The following is a 17,926-nucleotide window of genomic DNA, read 5'->3' on the forward strand; positions in this document are numbered from 1 at the left end:
TTAATCCCTTCTTTCCTCAATTTTCTTTTGCACAAAGTTATTCACAAAGATTCTGACTTATCCACAAAGGTTGAAAATAATAATAAAAACAGGCAAAATAGCCGCCAATTCGCTATTTTGCCTGCTGTGGATAAGATTTTTCATTTTGGTTGTGTATAAGTATGAAATTTCTAGTGGTTCAAGTTAAAACGAGTCGCCATCTTTCAACACCATTTCAATTTCAACGAGGCGACCTGCTCTATACACTTTCATATGCATGGTATCTCCCACGTTCTTCACATTATACAGATGTTTACGCAAACCGACCATGTCCTCGATTTTTTCACCGTCCATCTCTACGATAACATCATATTGTTCCACGCCCGCCTCTAATGCCGGTGAATTTCGTAATACTTCCGTAACGATTACACCATCTGTTACATCTGATGGTAATTGAAACATTTCACGCTGTTGCCGAGCCGATACGCTCCGTAAATCGAGAAGTGTAACACCCATTGTTGGACGATTGACCGTACCTGTCCTTTCAAGATGATCAATAATTGGAGTAGCCAAGTTAATAGGAATCGCCAAACCAATACCTTCAACTGTTGACTCCGAGATTTTCATCGAGTTAATGCCGATCAGCTGACCTGCCATATTGATAAGCGCTCCACCCGAATTCCCTGGATTGATGGCTGCATCGGTTTGCAACACGTCTGCATACCAATCCACGGCTCCATTATTATCAAAATCCATTGGAATCGAACGATCTTTTCCTGATACAACGCCTACCGTTACAGAGCCGGAAAAACCAAGTCCAAGTGGATTACCGATAGCAATAACGGTCTCCCCACGTTTTAATACATCTGAGTCACCAAATTCAATGACGGTCTTAACTGCTTTCGCCTCTATTTCAATCACTGCTAAATCGGTCCACATATCACTACCTACCAGGTCTCCAGCCGTCTTGGAACCATCATCGAAAGTAATTTCAATCTCTTGCGCACCCTCGATGACATGATGATTCGTTACAATATACGCTTTGTCACCTTGTTTCCTATAAATAACACCAGATCCCGTTCCTGTTTCCCTCGTTGTTGCTGTTGGCGACCTAAAATCGCGAACCGACTGTAAATTAGTCACCCCGACAACAGAATCCGCCATCTTTGCAACAATCTCTGTGACATCCGTATTGACATCAACCGCAATTTTTTCAGTTTGTACAGTAGATCCATGTTCTTTCGTCTGCTCGGTATCACTGCTCGTTTGTTTTGGTGTCCCCGACAAGTTCGTCATTAGTAGCCAAACGAGTAATCCCCCACCAATCGCACCAAACAGACTTGGTAAAAATCCGCCTCTCCGTTTGGGTGGTGGAGCCGCTGGTTGATACGCCGATCTTGTTTCATAATGTGGCTTACTTTCCGGGACTTCAGACGTTAACTCCTCCTCATCAGAAGGTCGATTCAATTCGTCCATGCTCCTCTTCCTTTCTTAATAACCCTTTCATTAACCTTACCCGATTTTATCGATTTGAAAAAGAAAAAACCTCACCCGCAGGCAAGATTTTTCCCCATTTCTCTATACAGTCACAAGCTCAGTCGGTTGATCGGCATCTGTATCATACAAATGGACATACTCACCCGTCATAATACCGCATGTTTGCAATGTTTGCGATACACTCATTCTCGCAAGATCTTTCATATTATTATCTTTACTTAAATGGGACAAATAAATACGCGTATTCTTCTGTTCAACAACTTCACTCATTGCAACAGCCGCATCTTCATTAGACACATGGCCAACATCGCTCAGAATACGTCGCTTGATAGACCATGGATAACGTCCCATTTGCAACATCCCAACGTCATGGTTACTTTCAAATACATACGAATCCGCCCCGCGAATAAACCCCTTCATGCGGTCACTAACATAGCCCGTATCCGTAATAATCACGAGCTTTCTACCATTCTCATGAAAAATATAAAACATCGGATCCGCCGCATCATGTGATACACCAAAGGATTGAACATCGAGTGAACCAAAGGATTTGACGGTTTCCATATCAAATTGAAAACGCTGATCTAGCGGAATAGCACCAACAAGACTATCCATCGCTTGCCACGTTTTAGCATTCGCATAGATTGGAATGCCATACTTTCGTGCAACAACACCAATACCTTTAATATGGTCGCTATGCTCATGCGTAACAAAAATACCATCAATTTGTTTCATTGAACGATCAATACCTGCTACTAAACTTTCCATCTTCTTGCCGCTAAATCCAGCGTCCACTAGAAAAGTATGTTCATCATTCTCTATATAAATTGCATTGCCCGTACTACCGCTTGCGAGCACACTAAAACGCATTACGATTACCTCTCATTCATGATCAGCTTCCAACGTTTCAGGCTGGAACTCTACAATTTTACCTTCAATGGCGTTAATAAAGTGATCTTCAATCTCACCATTCTTCAATTCTACACGAAGATGCCACGTTGGAGCAAACAGTTGTGTTTCCGACATCTGAGCGAGTATGGAATAACCAAATGTCACATCTTTCACCGTTGAACCTTGCTTCAAATAGCCGCGTGAGAATAGTGAACCAATCGCCTCAATTGGAGATAGCAAATCTTTTTTACGGTTAAAGCTCACAAAGTCATCAAACATCGTCTGCTCGTAGCTTGTCGCTTTACCATCCTCATCAAAATGGACAGTTAGCATTGCATTTGGACTAAAATAAATCGGCCCGTCATTCACTTTTTGGAAAAAAATCGCTTCCCGTTCCTCTTTATCTACTTTCCATAACCCATACTCTTCACCCTTCAGCACATACTTTGAAAGAAATTCTGTAAACGTAAAATCTCCCTTTGCATTTTTTATACTGATAGGCGTCTGTAATTTTGACTGGATTTGCGTGCCATTGATAATCCCCACCGTTTGATTTTCAAGTTTTCTTACTTGTTCGTTGGTGAATTCCGCTGTTTTTGCCGAGATATGTGACGAATCTTTTTTATAAATCGGTAAGGTGTCAAACGTAATATCATCCATCTTCAACGAATCTTCAATGGAGGTTGTCCCAATCACTTGAATATTTTGCGCTTCTGTATGCCTATTTAAATACAATGAATAGAGAAATACGTTCAAAATGGAAAACACGACGATGAAGATAGTCTTTGTCTTATTCCAATCCAAGTCCTGCACCTCCTAGTCCATCAGGTGAGTAACGGTGCCAACTGCCTTTTATCAAGTAAAACCAAGAAGGTTCCATCGTGAAAAAACCACGATCTTTATCATGCGTCATAAAATAGCCTAATGAAATTTCTTCAATGACATCAAAATCAACGTTGCTGGAGGTTTTAAGCTTATTGGCAACGTCAATCCCTGACGGCAGCTCCACTGTTGACTCTAACGGAAGTAATTCCAATGTATAATAGGGGCGGACATAACGAAAAACGCGTTTATCTCCCCAGATTTGTTCAATTTCTGTTAAGCCGGATTTGTCACTAAACACGGGTAGCCCTTGAACAAATAATTGAAACTTTACATGCCGCTCTTTTGGACTCATTGCCATATATCTGAAATCATCTGTCCAACCACCATGCTCATTTACAAAGTCAATCGTATTCAGTAACAATTCTGAAGGGATGGCAAGTTCATGGCTTTCTACAGCTGGAATATAGTACTCCAACATCTTGTTTTCAGTATCGACACTCATCTTGGCATGGTCGTCCCCAAATTCCTCATGTGTCGCTCCAATTTGGTTGGAACGTACAGTATTTGAACCACTAAACAAGGCGTCTCGGAAACGAGTCGTTTCAATTTCTCTTTGCAAATACGTATTCTGGATGATTTCAACGGGAGCCGTCGGTACAGCGATAAATGTTGAATGATTCGGATTGGCCTCCGTGTATTCTCCCAACTCCATCCCCCACGCCAAAATGGAACGATTAAAGTTCGGGTAGTTACCTATTTTGGCTTTTGCACTATACAGCAAGTTGTTCGTTCTACTCACAAAATAGAGATCCATTGTATTGCTCGCTTGATTCCAATCAACAATCAGTCGATCAAAAGAATCCCCTGGTACATTTGAATCTTCGATGTTCAGGACACCATCATACACTGGAAATGGCACTTCACCATGAAAATAAAGCGTAAGCCGATTTGGTCTTCGCAATAAGCTATTCATTTCCTCTGCACCAAAATTGCTGTCCTCCAACGTGAACGCCGATACTTTCCACTTTTTCATTTCATTCAAAATATAATTAATATCTTCTGGCGCTGATGTACCTCTCAAGCCTTCCTCAAAATTGAAAACCATTTTGTACGGTTTTACGACTTCATCCATCGTTCTTTTTTCAGCAATGGGAATATCGCTAATCAACGGTTGTTCAGCCATGTCATAGCGTGGTGTATATGTCCAAATTGAAAAAGTAAATGTCACACTTAAGGCGACAAGCAGTAGTAAAATAATCGACTTCACTGGCTCAATATATTTCAATCCCACTCACCGTCCTCTTGTTGTTCAAATGGCAGCGTAAAGAAGATGGTGGTCCCTCTGCCCTCTTCACTTTCCGCCCATATATCTCCCCCATGCGCCATGACCATTTCGCGTGCAATCGCAAGGCCAAGTCCCGTTCCTCCCATCGCTCGTGATCGTGCACGATCTGCGCGGTAGAACCTGTCAAAAATACGTTTGACATTTTCTTTTGGAATTCCCATACCATCATCTGAAATCATCACATTGATGAATTGATCTGACACTGTTATACCGAAGCGCACATTACCGCCATTTGGGGAATACTTTAATGCATTAGAAATGATATTATCGATTACTTGCGTCATTTTATCTGTATCGATTTCAACAAATAAATCTGTTGATGGAAGTAAACGCTGAAAACGGACATCTTGTGACTTTGAAAAATCAAAGCGATCAATAATCGAGTTGAAAAAATGATTAAATTCAACCCACTCTTTATTCAAATCATAGTCTCTGCTATCCATTCTCGACAGTTTCAATAAATCATTCACGAGCCGAATCATCCGCTCTGTTTCAGTTTGCGTAACATGCAAAAATGCAGGTGCAATCTCTTCATTTTTCCATGCACCTTCAGCCAATGCTTCCAAATAGCTACGCATCGTCGTCAATGGCGTTCGTAGCTCATGTGATACGTTTGAAACGAACTCACGACGCTCCATATCGATTTTCTCTTGCTCTGTATTATCATGCAAGACAACAATCAGTCCATTCACAAAACCTGTTTCCCGTTGTGTGACAGAAAAAGTAGCTCGCAAAATGTAAGGCCTTTCAACCGTACTAAAATCAAGCGCAATCGAATCGTTTATTTGAATCAAATCTTCAAAGTCATATTCCTGTTCTACTCCAAGAATACTGGATATTGGGCGATTTAACACGATATCTCGGGTCATTCTCAGCATGCTAAGCGCTGAATCATTAATAAGACTGACTCGTCCTTTCCGATCCGTTGCAATAACCCCATCCGTCATATTCTCAAGAACGGATGCAAGTTTCCGCCGCTCACTTTCCGTCGTCGACTGCGATTCTTGCAATTGGTTTGTTAAATGGTTAAAAGCAATTGCCAACTGTCCCATCTCATCATTGCCATAGACATGAACCTTCTGCGAATAGTTTCCTTTTGCCATTGCCTGTGCATGACGTCGCATATCCGATATCGGCCTCGTCATCGTCTGTGCGATAAAAATACCGAGAATGACCGTAATCGTCAATGAAACTGCCGTGCCTACTGCAAGGATTTCATTCACTTCATCGATTTGTGTAAATACCTTTTCAATATCCGACTCCACATATAACGTTCCAATGACTTCTTTTCCCGATGTAATGGGCATTGCGCGGACCCATATTCTATATCCCTTATTATCGAGACGAATCGTATCCGCTGGTGATTCAGATGTTAACGACTTACGAATAATTTCATCCTTGGACACCTGACCAATCATCGATCGATTTTCCAAGACGGACGTCGCTAACACCGTATATTTTGAATTAATAACTCGAGTTTCATTGATATCTTCTGAAGTAAAACCATTTAAAACATTCTTCAAGCTCTCTTCCAATGCTTTCGGATCATCTGTAAACTTTCCGTTATTCATTTCCTCACGCACGCTAAACTCCATCATGTTCATCCGATCGTCAATGGATTGCGTGAAGTTCTTTTTTAGCGTCTCTTCGAGTTCACTTGCAAAGTAAAGCCCAATAATTTGCATCGCAATCAAAATTAGCATGACATAAATCAGCACAAACTTTACGTGGATGGATCGAAAAAATCCTACTTTCTGCATCGCATTTACTCCTGTTCTGGATCTCGTAAATAATAACCAACACCACGTCTTGTGACAATCCATGCCGGATGACTTGGTGTATCTTCAATTTTTTCACGCAGGCGTCGAATCGTCACATCGACCGTTCGCACATCACCAAAATAGTCATAGCCCCAAACCGTTTGCAATAAATGCTCACGCGTCATCACTTGACCGATATGTTTGGCTAGATAATGCAGCAACTCAAACTCGCGATGGGTCAGTTCGATTGTTTCATCTCTTTTCAATACAAGATAGGCATCCGGCTGAATAATCAGATTGCCGACTGTAATATCGTTCGTCGACTCCTCTTGTTCTTCTGCGACAGATTTCATATGTCGACGTAAATTTGCTTTTACCCGGGCAATGAGCTCTCTCGTTCCAAATGGTTTGGTTACATAATCATCAGCACCTAGTTCTAAGCCAAGTACTTTATCAATTTCCGAGTCTTTTGCAGTTAGCATAATGATGGGAAAATCGTACTTTTTCCGGACTTCCCGGCATACTTCCATACCATCTCGCTTCGGTAACATAATATCGAGCAACATAATATCCGGCTTCACTTCTTCGACCTTCTCTAATGCTTCATCCCCATCATAGGCACAGAACACCGTAAAGCCTTCTTTTTTTAAATTAAACTCCAAAATATCCGCAATTGGTCTTTCATCATCAACAACGAGAATTGTTTTATCTTGCATGCTTATTACCCCTTCCCGCCCTATTGGCACCACTCTAATTGTTCTTTTACTCTATCATTGTTCACGATGATTCGCACGTCCTACTTTCTATCATTTCCCGGGAAATACTTAAAAGAAGATGAAAGAAAAGGACAGTACCACTTTGTGTACTGTCCCTCATTACCTCTATTATCTCAACACACTCATCGGATTGATATTCGTACCATTCTTGATAACTTCAAAGTGAAGATGAACACCTGTTGAACGACCTGTTGAACCCATTACGCCTATCTTAGTACCTCGCGAGACAACTTGTCCTACACGTACATCCATCGAAGCTAGATGGCCGTACAACGTCTCATAGCCATTGTTATGCTTAATGACAATTCGGTTGCCATACGTACCATAGACGCCTACAGCTGTCACAACTCCATTGTCTGCTGCTAGAATCGAACGTGATGAAGGACGAGCGATATCCATCCCCAAATGTGTGCTGCCCCAGCGTGCACCCATTGGACTGGATACATAACCACCAACTGTTGGCCAAACGAAAGTGCCTGTTCCTCTTGAAGGTACTACTTTTGTCCCTACAACAGTCACTTGGTCAATTGGTTCCGTCAACGTTTTTTCTTCCAATGTTGATTTCCCAATCACCTGACCGTTTTGTTTGCGAATTTGTTCTGTAACTTCCTTCTGACCGTCCACGCCTTTTTGCGTTACATTTTTGTCACCTTTATATGCGGAGCTATCTTCTTTTGTTACTTGTTTATGTTGAATCGTTTCCACCTTTTTTGATTCATAGTGAACTTCAACCTCTACGTAAGGTTCAAAAACAATAACGTTTAACTCATCATCTATATGCAAAATGGTCTCTGTCGTCATCCCTGGATTCACTTCGAGCAATTCTGCAGTTGTCATCTTGTGAGCAGCTGCAATCTTTTCAAAGACGTCACCCGATTTAACTACATATTTCTTTTCAATCTGTTTCCCTTTGTTCAATTGACTCAATGCTTGCTCAACACTTAGTACAGCTTCAGGTGCTGTTTTCCCTTTTTCTGATTGGATATTAGCACTTAATAAGATGTTTGTTACACGCGTTTCACCAGCCTGTAACGGTGGTAATGGTTCAGTTGACGCCACACGTGCTTCAAATTGTGTTAGTTCAGCCTCACTAACCGATTGAAGTTTTAGCTGACGAAGTAACTCCTCATAAGCCCTTGCATCTTTAACATAAAGCGCTACATCATCGTTCACACTAACTCCAACTGCTTCTGCCTCGACAGTCAGCGTGGATTGGAGCTTTTCCAAAACGTTCACGTCATCTGTTTCGGCAACAAAGACCCGCTCTGGAATGACTGATAATTCGTTCGCAATACTTAGTGGCAGCTCACCAAATTCAGTGGTGGCTTGCTGTAATTTCCGTTCCTTTAGTTGCTCTAACTGTTGCTCATCAGAGAGCATCCCGATATATTCTCCACTCGAATAGACATGATATATCGTAGACAAACCTGCATTCTCTACTACCTTTGCGAAAACGGTATTCATGCTAAGACCAGCTAGCATGATCGTAATGATGATAACGTGCGGAATACGTTTCAGCGATTTGTTCATCCCTGTCTGTCTACCCGCCCGTTCATCCTTATGACTTTTCTTGAAAATCATGTAGTAAACTCCTTCTATCGATCAATCGAAAACGATTGTATACGTGTATATTGATTTTTGCACTTCTTCAATTTAACATATCTAATCTAGCACTTGTGAGATTACAGTCCTTTGTAATACGTTTGTATAATACCTTCCAAGTATTCTCGATTACTTATAATTACTGGTATTTTTCAACGTTACTATCGGTCAATCATCTCTTTTTTAGCGCTTTTTTTACGTTTTTCTGCCTATTTGACTGTTACAATGAACATTTTTTCGTCATCTTTGTCATAATCCCAGTTTTTGGTTCTTTTATTACATGTCTTTACAGACAAAAAGTTGACACTTTCTTTACTTATTTCTCCAATTCTATATGACTTGAACTAAATAATCTTACTAACAACACTCGGCGCTTGCGGATACCTCCCGCCATAAGCCAGGCAGAAAACCACTGCCAGTCTCACGGCTTCGGCGACGGCTTGTAAGGTACCTTCGCTGAATAGTAGGTGAAAATCTTACATGCCACCTATGTATAGACTGTCTCTCATTTTTCATCTACTCCATCAAAAAAAACACACCGGTTGAAGAAATGATCCTCTTCAATCGGCGTGCTTTTAATAGGCTGGTTGTTCGTGTTGACTCCAGTCAATGTTGACGAATTTGTTGTATTCTTTTGCGAAAGCGAGTGAGACAGTACCCGTTGGACCGTTACGCTGCTTGGCAATGATGATTTCAATGATATTTTGGTTTTCTGTTTCTTTATCATAATAATCTTCACGATAAAGGAACGACACGATGTCCGCATCTTGCTCGATACTCCCAGACTCCCGGAGATCCGACATCATCGGGCGCTTATCTTGACGCTGCTCTACACCACGGGAGAGCTGAGATAATGCGATGACACATACTTTTAACTCCCTTGCCAGTCCTTTTAATGAACGGGAGATTTCCGATACTTCTTGTTGCCTATTTTCCCCTGCACGACCACTACCGGAAATCAATTGTAAATAATCGATGATAATCATGCCTAGTCCGTGTTCTTGCTGTAGGCGACGACATTTTGAGCGAATTTCATTGACACGGATACCGGAAGAATCATCGATGAAAATACCGGCATTCGACAGGCTCCCCATCGCCATCGTCAGTTTGCGCCAGTCTTCCGCTTCTAGCGTTCCCGTCCGCATCACCTGCGCGTCAATATTTCCTTCTGCACAGAGCATCCGCGTAACTAGCTGATCTGCGCCCATCTCCAAACTAAAGATAGCCACATTCTCATTTGTTCTTGTGGCTACGTTTTGAGCCACATTCAAGGCAAATGCTGTCTTACCTACAGAAGGACGGGCCGCGAGAATGACCAAATCATTGCGCTGAAAGCCGGCCGTCATTTTATCTAAATCGGTGAAGCCCGACGGAATACCCGTGATATCTCCCTGACGCGTATGAAGAAGCTCGATGTTGTCGTACGTTTCAACGAGTACATCTTTAATATGTCGGAAGTCACCTGCATTTTTCCGATTGGAAACTTCCATCATTTTCTTTTCTGCCTCGGATAATAACGCCTCTACTTCGTCTTCCCTTGTATAGCCGTCTTCCACAATCGTTGTGGCAACACGGATAAGACGTCTTAGAAGTGCCTTCTCTTCAACAATATTGGCATAATGTACGATATTGGCTGCAGTTGGCACAGTGTTGGCGATTTCCATTAAATATGAAATTCCGCCAACATCCTCCAACTCCTTTTTCGCCGACAGCTCTTCAGTAACCGTCACAACGTCAATTGCTTGTCCTTTGTCACTCAAGCTAATCATCGTATCGAAAATTTTCTGATGCGCAATCCTATAGAAGTCTTCAGGTGTGAGTACTTCTGCCGCTGTAATGAGCGCTTGCGGTTCAAGGAAGATAGCTCCAATGACCGACTGCTCCGCTTCATTATTATGTGGTGGGACGCGATCGATCATCTGGTCCATCTGTCTATCCCCTTATTATTCTTCTACAACATGTACTTTAAATGTTGCGACTACGTCCGGGTGAAGTTTCACCGGTACATTCGTATAGCCAAGTGCACGAATAGCATCTGGCAAATCCATTTTACGACGATCTACTTTAATGCCTTCACTTTTATTTAATGCATCTGCAATTTGTTTTGTTGTAATTGAACCGAATAGGCGGCCACCTTCACCCGATTTTGCTTTCAGTTCAACAGTAATTGTATCGATTTTTTCTTTCAACTGTTTGGCAGCTGCCAATTCTTCAGCCGCATCTTTCTGCGTACGCTTTTCCTGGCCATCAAGTGCACTTAAATTAGCAGGTGTCGCTTCAATAGCTAGCTTATTTTTCAACAGGAAGTTCTGTGCATAACCTACTGCTACATCCTTCACTTCACCTTTTTTCCCTTTACCCTTAACGTCTTGTAAGAAGATTACTTTCATTATGAATTTCCCCTCTCCATTTTAATCTCTACTATTGATTTTAACATGGCTTCGGCTTCCTCAACAGATTCTACGTCTAACTGACATGCAGCATTCGTCAAATGTCCGCCTCCACCGAGCTCCTCCATCACAAGTTGCACATTGAGTTCACCAAGCGATCTGGCGCTTATCCCAATTTTTCCGTCTGCGCGTGGTGCAATGACAAATGACGCCAACACACCTTGCATCGTGAGCAAAATATCTGCCGTTTGTGCAATCATGACCGAACCGTAAGCCACACCATCCTTGCCTTTCGCAATGGCAATGCCGTCTGTAGACAGTTCCACGGTTTCAACTAGCTTGGCTCGGTCAATATAGGTTCCGATATCTTCCTTCAATAGGCGTTGCACAAAAACGGTATCTGCACCTTTTGTCCGTAAGTACGATGCAGCCTCAAATGTTCGAGCACCTGTCCGAAGGGTAAAGCTTTTCGTATCGACTACAATGCCTGCAAGTAGCGCAGTCGATTCAAGCATCGTCAGCTTTTCATTTCTCGGTTGATATTCAATCAGCTCAGTCACCAATTCCGCAGTCGAAGACGCATACGGCTCCATATAGACGAGCATCGTGTTATTGATAAACTCCTCACCACGCCTGTGATGATCAATGACAACAACCTTTTCAGCCTTCTCAATGATTCGCTCATCAATGACCATGCTTGGTTTATGTGTATCGACTACAATCACTAGCGACTTCTCTGTAATCATGGACAGTGCGCTTTCTGGGCTAATAAACTGCCTAAAAAGCTCTTCCTCTTGCTCAATCTCATCCATTAACCGTGTAACGCTACCGTCTAACTCATTGAAATTGACGACTACATAGCCTTCTATATGATTCATGCGTGCCATCTTTCGAACACCAATTGCAGCGCCAATTGCATCCATATCCGGAACTTTATGCCCCATAATGAATACTTTGTCGCTGCCTTGTATTAAATCCCGTAAAGCATGTGAAATAACCCTCGCACGGACGCGTGTCCGCTTTTCTACCGGATTCGTCTTGCCACCAAAAAACTTCAATTTTCCATCTGAGCGCTTAATAGCAACCTGATCACCACCGCGGCCAAGTACAAGATCCAAGCTGGATTGTGCCAGCTCACCAAGTTCAATGAGTGAAGCAGACCCAGTCCCAACACCAATACTCAGTGTGAGTGCTGTACTTTGTTTAGCAGTCGCCTCACGAATCGTATCTAAAATCGCAAATTTAGTTTTTTCAAGATTAGCTAATGTCTCTTCATTAAACACAGCAAGGAAACGATCAGAGGCAGTGCGCTTCGTAAAAATACCATTCTCCATCGCCCAGCTGTTGAGGAGCGATGTAACAAGCGAATTGAGCTGGCTTCTCGTCTGATCATCCATGGCCTGCGCAAGCTCGTCATAATTATCAATCAGAATATTGCCGAGGACTGTACGATCTGCATAGTAGAGCGACTCCATCTCTACTTGTCCTGTAATATCAAACAAATAAATCAGTTTCTCTTCTGCTTTGTAAAATACATTATACGAACGTCCCTTTGCGGTCAAGACAGCTTGTTCGGGATTGTCATTCTTCACAATCGAAGCAAATTGCCCCGATAAATCGAAAAGCTCCTTGCCAATACAAGATTCCATTTCAAATATTTTAGCTACATGAGGATTTGCCCACTCAACCAAATTTTTGTCATTAATGAGCAGGATGCCGATGGGTAATTCCAAAAGTGCTTCTTCCCCCACTTTTTTCATCCTATAGGACAATGTTTCAATATGCTTTTCAGTTTCCACATAGGTTTTGCTTTCAGTTTTCCAAGCTGCTCCTATGGCTACTGTAAACACGATAAAGAACAAAAGTCCAAGCCAAAATTTCAAAATTAGCAAGAATAGTGTTGCCATCACACCAAGGAACGACAGCAGTGCCAATGGATAACGTATTGCTCTTGTTCTAAAAAACGACGTCATTGTCACAACCCCTTATTTGGTCTTGTTTCTGCCGATCCAGGCGCGGATATTAACTCCCGAATCTAATATCCCGAGTATCGTAGTAATTGGACTCAACATGAGTGCAAAAATCGTGGCAATAACGGTTACTACTTTTGGTAATTTCATTTCATACATATAGTGATGAATAAGCGAAATTCCCTGTAATAAAAATAAAAAACGTAAAATCATTGTTGCATTGATGACTAGCAAGTAAAAATTAGTACCTGGCTCCATTTTTACGAAAAGAGACATCAGGAGCACAATTCCGTACAAAAATACGGTCATCATCGGTAGTTTCATCTCTCGGAAAGGTGGAAACTTAGGAACCTTACGTCCGAGTCGGCGTACCACTTCAAGATTTAGCGCCATGTAAATGAACGCCAATACGAAAACGCTGATGATAAATAAAGATGGAACTGCATTTTGGTAATACGTAATTTGTGACGCCATCAACTCATCATAGTTATCCGGAACACCACCCATCTTATGCATCATAGCTGACACTTGTCCTTGCATTTCCTGCACACTTTTAAACAATTCTTCAATTGCATTAAAACTAAAGACAAAAACCGCCACGACATACATAACCATCATCGTTACCAGTAATGTTAGTCCAGTTGCCATAAATGTATACAACTTCGTTTTACCCGTCTTCACCGTGTCACCGATCACAAAGCCAAGAAGTCCGTAGATAAAGGCAAATGGAACAAGTAAAATCCCTCCGACAAGTAACGACAGCATAAGCCCCATCGCAATTACAAGTAGCGATGACATACGATCATAACTCAGCCTATAAAGAATAATCGGCAGTGGGATGAAAAACATCGTTACATTTCCAATAAGAGGTGCGTAAAGCGTGACAGCAAGCAATATTGCAAAAAGTGCAAGCATCATCGCTCCATAAGTTATTTTCCTTACGTTGTCTTGCATAGTATGATTTCCTCCGGTCATTCGTTGGATGGACTTTTTTATCCACCTACAGAGTCTGTTTTTCCTACTGACGAATAGTCCCTCTAATTGTATCATGTTTAACTTCATTCAGCAGAAAACCCCCACCTCCGCAGATGGCAAGATAAATGCGGTTTTGTTTTTCTGTTCAGTGGGTGTTCAAATGCCTGCATGACCTACTTCCTGTAGGCCCAAGCCTCCGGCGGATGTCCCAGATTTTTTCGAGCTCGCTAGAAAAAATCTGGACGCAATTACGCCTCGGCATAATTGCTTGTCAGCGAACAAAAAAAGAACGTATGTACCTCTTATATGCTAAGAAAAAAGACCGCCTTCATACCGGTATAGGCCGGTCTGACAAGACGGTCAATCTAAATAAAATTATCTTTCTTCCGCAACAAACGGAAGAAGTGCCATGATACGTGAGCGTTTGATTGCAAGTGTCAGTTTACGCTGATACTTCGCGCTTGTACCTGTTACACGACGAGGCAAGATTTTCCCACGCTCAGAAATAAATTTCTTAAGCAGATCAGTATCTTTATAGTCGATGTGTGTGATGTTGTTTGATGTAAAATAACAAACCTTACGGCGTCTTTTACCTCCACGACGTGGTGCCATATTCGTTCTCCTCCTTCTCGGATTCCGATAAGCGGCGCATTATTGCATTGTCAGCTTCGCTCTTTCAGATCCTCACGTGCCTTAGCACGCTCCGGTCTTCACTCACTCGCTTCCTAGCACTGCTTGCTTCTCGAAACCCTCGTAATAGTAACTACGCACAGCAAATCTTAGAACGGCAAGTCGTCGTCCGATACTTCAATCGGGCCGCCGCCTGTCGAAAATGGATCTTCGTCAGTACGTGCATAGTTTTGCTGATTCGGTTGTTGATATTGTTGACTTGGTTGTTGGTACTGTTGACTTGGCTGCTGATTCTGATAGTACGGTTGCTCGTTCTGCTGCGGAGCATAAGATGGTGCCGGTGCTCCATAAGCAGGTCCAGAACTAGATCTATCAGGTGATGCATTACGTGGTTCAAGAAACTGCGTGCTATCCGCTACAACTTCCGTTGTATAAACACGCTTGCCGTCTTGTCCTTCGAAGCTACCCGTTTGAATACGACCATCTACTCCGACAAGACTTCCTTTTCTTAAAAAGTTCGCAATGTTCTCAGCCTGTTTTCTCCAAGCTACACAACTGATAAAATCAGCTTCCCTTTCGCCTGATGCGCTTTGAAAAGCCCGGTTTACAGCTAACGTAAAACGTGTCACCGCAATGCCGGTTTGTGTATATTTAAGCTCGGGATCTTTCGTCAATCGCCCTACTAAAACAACTCGGTTAATCATCAGAATTCAACCTCCCTCATCATTTTGTAAGTTTCACCGATTTAACGGATTGTTTGTCAATTGACTATTAAGCGTCAAGGCGGACAACCATATGGCGAAGAATATCTTCGTTGATGTTCGCAAGACGTGTAAATTCATTAACCGCTTCAGTTCCTGCGTTAGCTTTTACAAGCTGGTAGAAACCTTCACGTAGATCGTCGATTTCGTAAGCAAGACGACGCTTGCCCCACTCTTTCGACTCGATGATTTCTGCGCCGTTAGAAGTAAGAATTTCGTCAAAACGTGCGATCAATGCTTTTTTAGCTTCATCTTCTACCGTTGGGCGAATGATGTACATGATTTCGTACTTTCTCATCTGTAGTCACCTCCTTATGGACTTTGGCCCTGCTGATGACAGCGGGCAAGGAGTAAGTAATTGTATTACTCACATCAATATATGTTAGCATAACCTAATCTTTTTTTCAACCATTTACTTTGAATCGGCAAGGTGTTCAATGTAAGCCACTAGTATAATTGATATTGTATACTTGGACTCTGGGGGTGATTTTGTTGCAAGAACTTCCGCAACCTAACAACATAATCGATATTGACTTACCGAAAGTTGCAAAGAAAAGTATCATCATTACACTTGTTTCGCTAGTTGGATTGCTAGCCACCAACGGTATGATTGAACAACAGCCGTCTTTGTCGATTACTCTATGGACCGTAATACTCTTTATGATTGGCTACATCGTACTTATCGTTGTGCACGAATTATTCCATTTACTTGGCTTCCGCTTGTTTGGAGGCGTGCCATGGAAAAGTATGATTATCGGTGTGAACTGGAAATTAGGTGTTGCTTATGCCACGACGGATAAGCTGATGACAAACCGTGCGATTCGGAAGGCGCTGCTGCTTCCTTTTTGGACAACAGGTGTTGTCCCCGCCATTATCGGTCTTTGGCTCGGAAATAACCTGCTACTCGCACTAGCTGCATTGCTCATTGGTGGTGCAGCTGGCGACTTCGCAATGTATAAAGAGCTACGTAAATTACCAGATGATTGGCTTATACGAGACGATCCAGAGTTGCCTAGGTTATACGTGTATGCACCTGATCAATTATCAGAACATAGATAGAGAAAAGCCGCAACAGATTTTCACATAATCTGTTGCGGCTTTCTTTATCATTTATACGTTAAAGCGGAATAGCAGTACATCGCCGTCTTTGACAATGTATTCTTTCCCTTCAAGTCGGACTTTCCCAGCTTCTTTTGCAGCTGTCATTGAACCTGTTTCCACTAGGTCGTCATAAGCAACTGTTTCCGCACGGATGAAACCACGTTCAAAGTCCGTATGGATAATCCCTGCACATTGCGGTGCTTTCATCCCTTTACGGAATGTCCATGCGCGAACTTCCTGTACACCTGCTGTGAAATATGTCGCTAAACCAAGCAAGTTGTAAGCCGCCTTGATCAATTGATCGAGACCTGATTCTTGAATCCCGAGCTCTTCAAGGAACATCGCCTTCTCTTCGTCTTCAAGCTCTGCCATTTCTTCCTCAATCTTCGCACAAACAATAATTACTTGTGCATTGTCTTTTTCAGCAAATTCACGAACGACTTTTACATATTCGTTATTATCTGCATCGGCAATTTCATCCTCATCAACGTTTGCCACATAAAGCATCGGCTTAATCGTTAATAGGTGCATACCTTTAATCAGGTTATATTCTTCAGGTGTGAAGTCGACCGAACGAGCTGGTTGTTCGTTCTCAAATGCTTCCTTCAACTTAAGAAGCACTGGCTCTTCCGCCATTGCTTCTTTATCTTTTTGTTTCGCCATTTTAGTGACACGCGTTAAACGTTTTTCAACGCTTTCCATATCTGCTAAAATAAGTTCCAAGTTAATGACTTCAATATCATCGATTGGATTTACTTTACCAGATACATGCGTGATATTTTCGTCCGCAAAGCAACGTACAACCTGACAAATTGCATCTACTTCGCGGATATGTGATAAGAATTTGTTCCCAAGACCTTCACCTTTACTTGCCCCTTCAACAATCCCAGCGATATCAGTAAATTCGAATGCTGTTGGAACTGTTTTCTTCGGCGTCACAAGTTCAGTCAGCTTATCCAATCTTTCATCTGGTACTTCAACAATCCCCACGTTGGGATCGATTGTACAGAATGGATAGTTCGCAGCCTCTGCTCCCGCTTTTGTAATTGCATTGAATAAAGTGGACTTTCCTACGTTCGGAAGACCAACAATTCCAGCTGTTAATGCCATTTATTCCACAACCTCTCATATATATGTTCATTCATTCGTTCCTTATACAACTCTTCTATTATAAGGACATCGCTCCTACATGTCCATTTACTTCAAGATTCTGCTTTGACTAAGATTTTTTTCATCTTTTTCGCAAATTGGTTACGCGGAATCATCACGCTATGCCCGCAGCCTTCACATTTAATACGAATATCTGCACCCATGCGAATGATTTTCCATGCATTCGTTCCACATGGATGCTGTTTTTTCATCTCAACAACATCATGTAAACCAAATTCTTTTTCCGACATCAGCTATACACATTCCTTTCCCAT

At 42.1% G+C, this 17,926-nt stretch carries 17 protein-coding genes; 1 reads left to right on the forward strand and 16 read right to left on the reverse strand.

Annotated features, from left to right (window positions below):
• Positions 1–183: 183 nt before the first annotated feature.
• From MKY34_RS03405 to rpsF, 14 genes are all read right to left on the reverse strand, one after another.
• Positions 184–1,455, reverse strand: a complete 1,272-nt coding sequence (locus MKY34_RS03405) for a trypsin-like peptidase domain-containing protein (RefSeq protein WP_342513851.1) — start codon at positions 1,453–1,455, stop codon at positions 184–186.
• 102 nt (positions 1,456–1,557) lie between these two features.
• On the reverse strand, positions 1,558–2,346 hold the full coding sequence (locus tag MKY34_RS03410; RefSeq protein ID WP_342513852.1) for an MBL fold metallo-hydrolase: 789 nt from the start codon (positions 2,344–2,346) through the stop codon (positions 1,558–1,560).
• A gap of 12 nt (positions 2,347–2,358) precedes the next feature.
• Positions 2,359–3,171 (reverse strand): two-component system regulatory protein YycI, encoded by an 813-nt coding sequence (yycI, locus tag MKY34_RS03415; protein WP_342513853.1) that lies wholly within the window; start codon positions 3,169–3,171, stop codon positions 2,359–2,361.
• Positions 3,158–4,483 carry a two-component system activity regulator YycH gene (gene yycH, locus MKY34_RS03420; RefSeq protein ID WP_342513854.1) on the reverse strand — a complete coding sequence of 442 codons (1,326 nt, stop codon included), beginning with the start codon at positions 4,481–4,483 and terminating at the stop codon, positions 3,158–3,160. Before yycH ends, yycI begins: the two co-directional genes overlap by 14 nt.
• A complete protein-coding gene (gene walK / locus MKY34_RS03425; RefSeq protein WP_342513855.1) occupies positions 4,474–6,297 on the reverse strand; it encodes a cell wall metabolism sensor histidine kinase WalK in 1,824 nt (607 codons plus the stop codon). Before walK ends, yycH begins: the two co-directional genes overlap by 10 nt.
• 5 nt (positions 6,298–6,302) lie before the next feature.
• Positions 6,303–7,013 (reverse strand): response regulator YycF, encoded by a 711-nt coding sequence (gene yycF, locus MKY34_RS03430; protein ID WP_342513856.1) that lies wholly within the window; start codon positions 7,011–7,013, stop codon positions 6,303–6,305.
• A 168-nt stretch (positions 7,014–7,181) separates the two neighbouring features.
• A complete protein-coding gene (locus MKY34_RS03435) occupies positions 7,182–8,654 on the reverse strand; it encodes a M23 family metallopeptidase (RefSeq protein WP_342513857.1) in 1,473 nt (490 codons plus the stop codon).
• Between the two features lie 596 nt (positions 8,655–9,250).
• On the reverse strand, positions 9,251–10,603 hold the full coding sequence (gene dnaB, locus MKY34_RS03440) for a replicative DNA helicase (RefSeq protein WP_342513858.1): 1,353 nt from the start codon (positions 10,601–10,603) through the stop codon (positions 9,251–9,253).
• Positions 10,604–10,618: 15 nt separating this feature from the next.
• Positions 10,619–11,065, reverse strand: coding sequence for a 50S ribosomal protein L9 (gene rplI, locus MKY34_RS03445; RefSeq protein ID WP_342513859.1), 447 nt, complete (start codon positions 11,063–11,065; stop codon positions 10,619–10,621).
• The gene (locus MKY34_RS03450; RefSeq protein WP_342513860.1) at positions 11,065–13,038 is read right to left on the reverse strand and encodes a DHH family phosphoesterase; all 1,974 of its coding nucleotides are present in this window, start codon (positions 13,036–13,038) and stop codon (positions 11,065–11,067) included. Before MKY34_RS03450 ends, rplI begins: the two co-directional genes overlap by 1 nt.
• Before the next feature lie 12 nt (positions 13,039–13,050).
• Positions 13,051–13,989, reverse strand: a complete 939-nt coding sequence (locus MKY34_RS03455) for a YybS family protein (RefSeq protein WP_342513861.1) — start codon at positions 13,987–13,989, stop codon at positions 13,051–13,053.
• A 396-nt stretch (positions 13,990–14,385) separates the two neighbouring features.
• Positions 14,386–14,622, reverse strand: coding sequence for a 30S ribosomal protein S18 (rpsR, locus tag MKY34_RS03460; RefSeq protein WP_342513862.1), 237 nt, complete (start codon positions 14,620–14,622; stop codon positions 14,386–14,388).
• Positions 14,623–14,789: 167 nt separating this feature from the next.
• Entirely contained in the window at positions 14,790–15,344 is a 555-nt protein-coding gene (gene ssb, locus MKY34_RS03465) for a single-stranded DNA-binding protein (RefSeq protein WP_342513863.1), read from the reverse strand.
• 67 nt (positions 15,345–15,411) lie between these two features.
• Entirely contained in the window at positions 15,412–15,699 is a 288-nt protein-coding gene (gene rpsF, locus MKY34_RS03470; protein WP_342513864.1) for a 30S ribosomal protein S6, read from the reverse strand.
• A 185-nt stretch (positions 15,700–15,884) separates the two neighbouring features.
• Between rpsF and MKY34_RS03475 the strand changes: the two genes are divergently transcribed.
• A complete protein-coding gene (locus MKY34_RS03475; RefSeq protein ID WP_342513865.1) occupies positions 15,885–16,460 on the forward strand; it encodes a DUF3267 domain-containing protein in 576 nt (191 codons plus the stop codon).
• A 51-nt stretch (positions 16,461–16,511) separates the two neighbouring features.
• Here the strand turns inward: MKY34_RS03475 and ychF are convergent, their stop codons facing one another.
• Both ychF and MKY34_RS03485 read right to left on the reverse strand, forming a co-directional pair.
• Positions 16,512–17,612: a redox-regulated ATPase YchF gene (gene ychF, locus MKY34_RS03480; RefSeq protein WP_342513866.1), complete on the reverse strand. Its 1,101-nt coding sequence runs from the start codon at positions 17,610–17,612 to the stop codon at positions 16,512–16,514.
• Positions 17,613–17,704: 92 nt separating this feature from the next.
• Entirely contained in the window at positions 17,705–17,902 is a 198-nt protein-coding gene (locus MKY34_RS03485) for a DUF951 domain-containing protein (protein ID WP_342513867.1), read from the reverse strand.
• Positions 17,903–17,926 lie beyond the last annotated feature (24 nt).

Source organism: Sporosarcina sp. FSL K6-1522 (genome assembly GCF_038622445.1).
In the GTDB taxonomy this organism is placed as follows: Bacteria; Bacillota; Bacilli; order Bacillales_A; family Planococcaceae; genus Sporosarcina.

Bases quoted from the DNA above. Each gene is read 5' to 3' on its own strand.
- MKY34_RS03410 (WP_342513852.1), bottom strand. From the start codon at position 2,346: ATGCGTTTTAGTGTGCTCGCAAGCGGTAGTACGGGCAATGCAATTTAT.
- rpsR (WP_342513862.1), bottom strand. From the start codon at position 14,622: ATGGCACCACGTCGTGGAGGTAAAAGACGCCGTAAGGTTTGTTATTTT.
- MKY34_RS03405 (WP_342513851.1), bottom strand. From the start codon at position 1,455: ATGGACGAATTGAATCGACCTTCTGATGAGGAGGAGTTAACGTCTGAA.
- MKY34_RS03455 (WP_342513861.1), bottom strand. From the start codon at position 13,989: ATGCAAGACAACGTAAGGAAAATAACTTATGGAGCGATGATGCTTGCA.
- dnaB (WP_342513858.1), bottom strand. From the start codon at position 10,603: ATGGACCAGATGATCGATCGCGTCCCACCACATAATAATGAAGCGGAG.
- MKY34_RS03450 (WP_342513860.1), bottom strand. From the start codon at position 13,038: ATGACGTCGTTTTTTAGAACAAGAGCAATACGTTATCCATTGGCACTG.
- ychF (WP_342513866.1), bottom strand. From the start codon at position 17,612: ATGGCATTAACAGCTGGAATTGTTGGTCTTCCGAACGTAGGAAAGTCC.
- walK (WP_342513855.1), bottom strand. From the start codon at position 6,297: ATGCAGAAAGTAGGATTTTTTCGATCCATCCACGTAAAGTTTGTGCTG.
- rplI (WP_342513859.1), bottom strand. From the start codon at position 11,065: ATGAAAGTAATCTTCTTACAAGACGTTAAGGGTAAAGGGAAAAAAGGT.
- ssb (WP_342513863.1), bottom strand. From the start codon at position 15,344: ATGATTAACCGAGTTGTTTTAGTAGGGCGATTGACGAAAGATCCCGAG.
- rpsF (WP_342513864.1), bottom strand. From the start codon at position 15,699: ATGAGAAAGTACGAAATCATGTACATCATTCGCCCAACGGTAGAAGAT.
- yycF (WP_342513856.1), bottom strand. From the start codon at position 7,013: ATGCAAGATAAAACAATTCTCGTTGTTGATGATGAAAGACCAATTGCG.
- MKY34_RS03485 (WP_342513867.1), bottom strand. From the start codon at position 17,902: ATGTCGGAAAAAGAATTTGGTTTACATGATGTTGTTGAGATGAAAAAA.
- MKY34_RS03435 (WP_342513857.1), bottom strand. From the start codon at position 8,654: ATGATTTTCAAGAAAAGTCATAAGGATGAACGGGCGGGTAGACAGACA.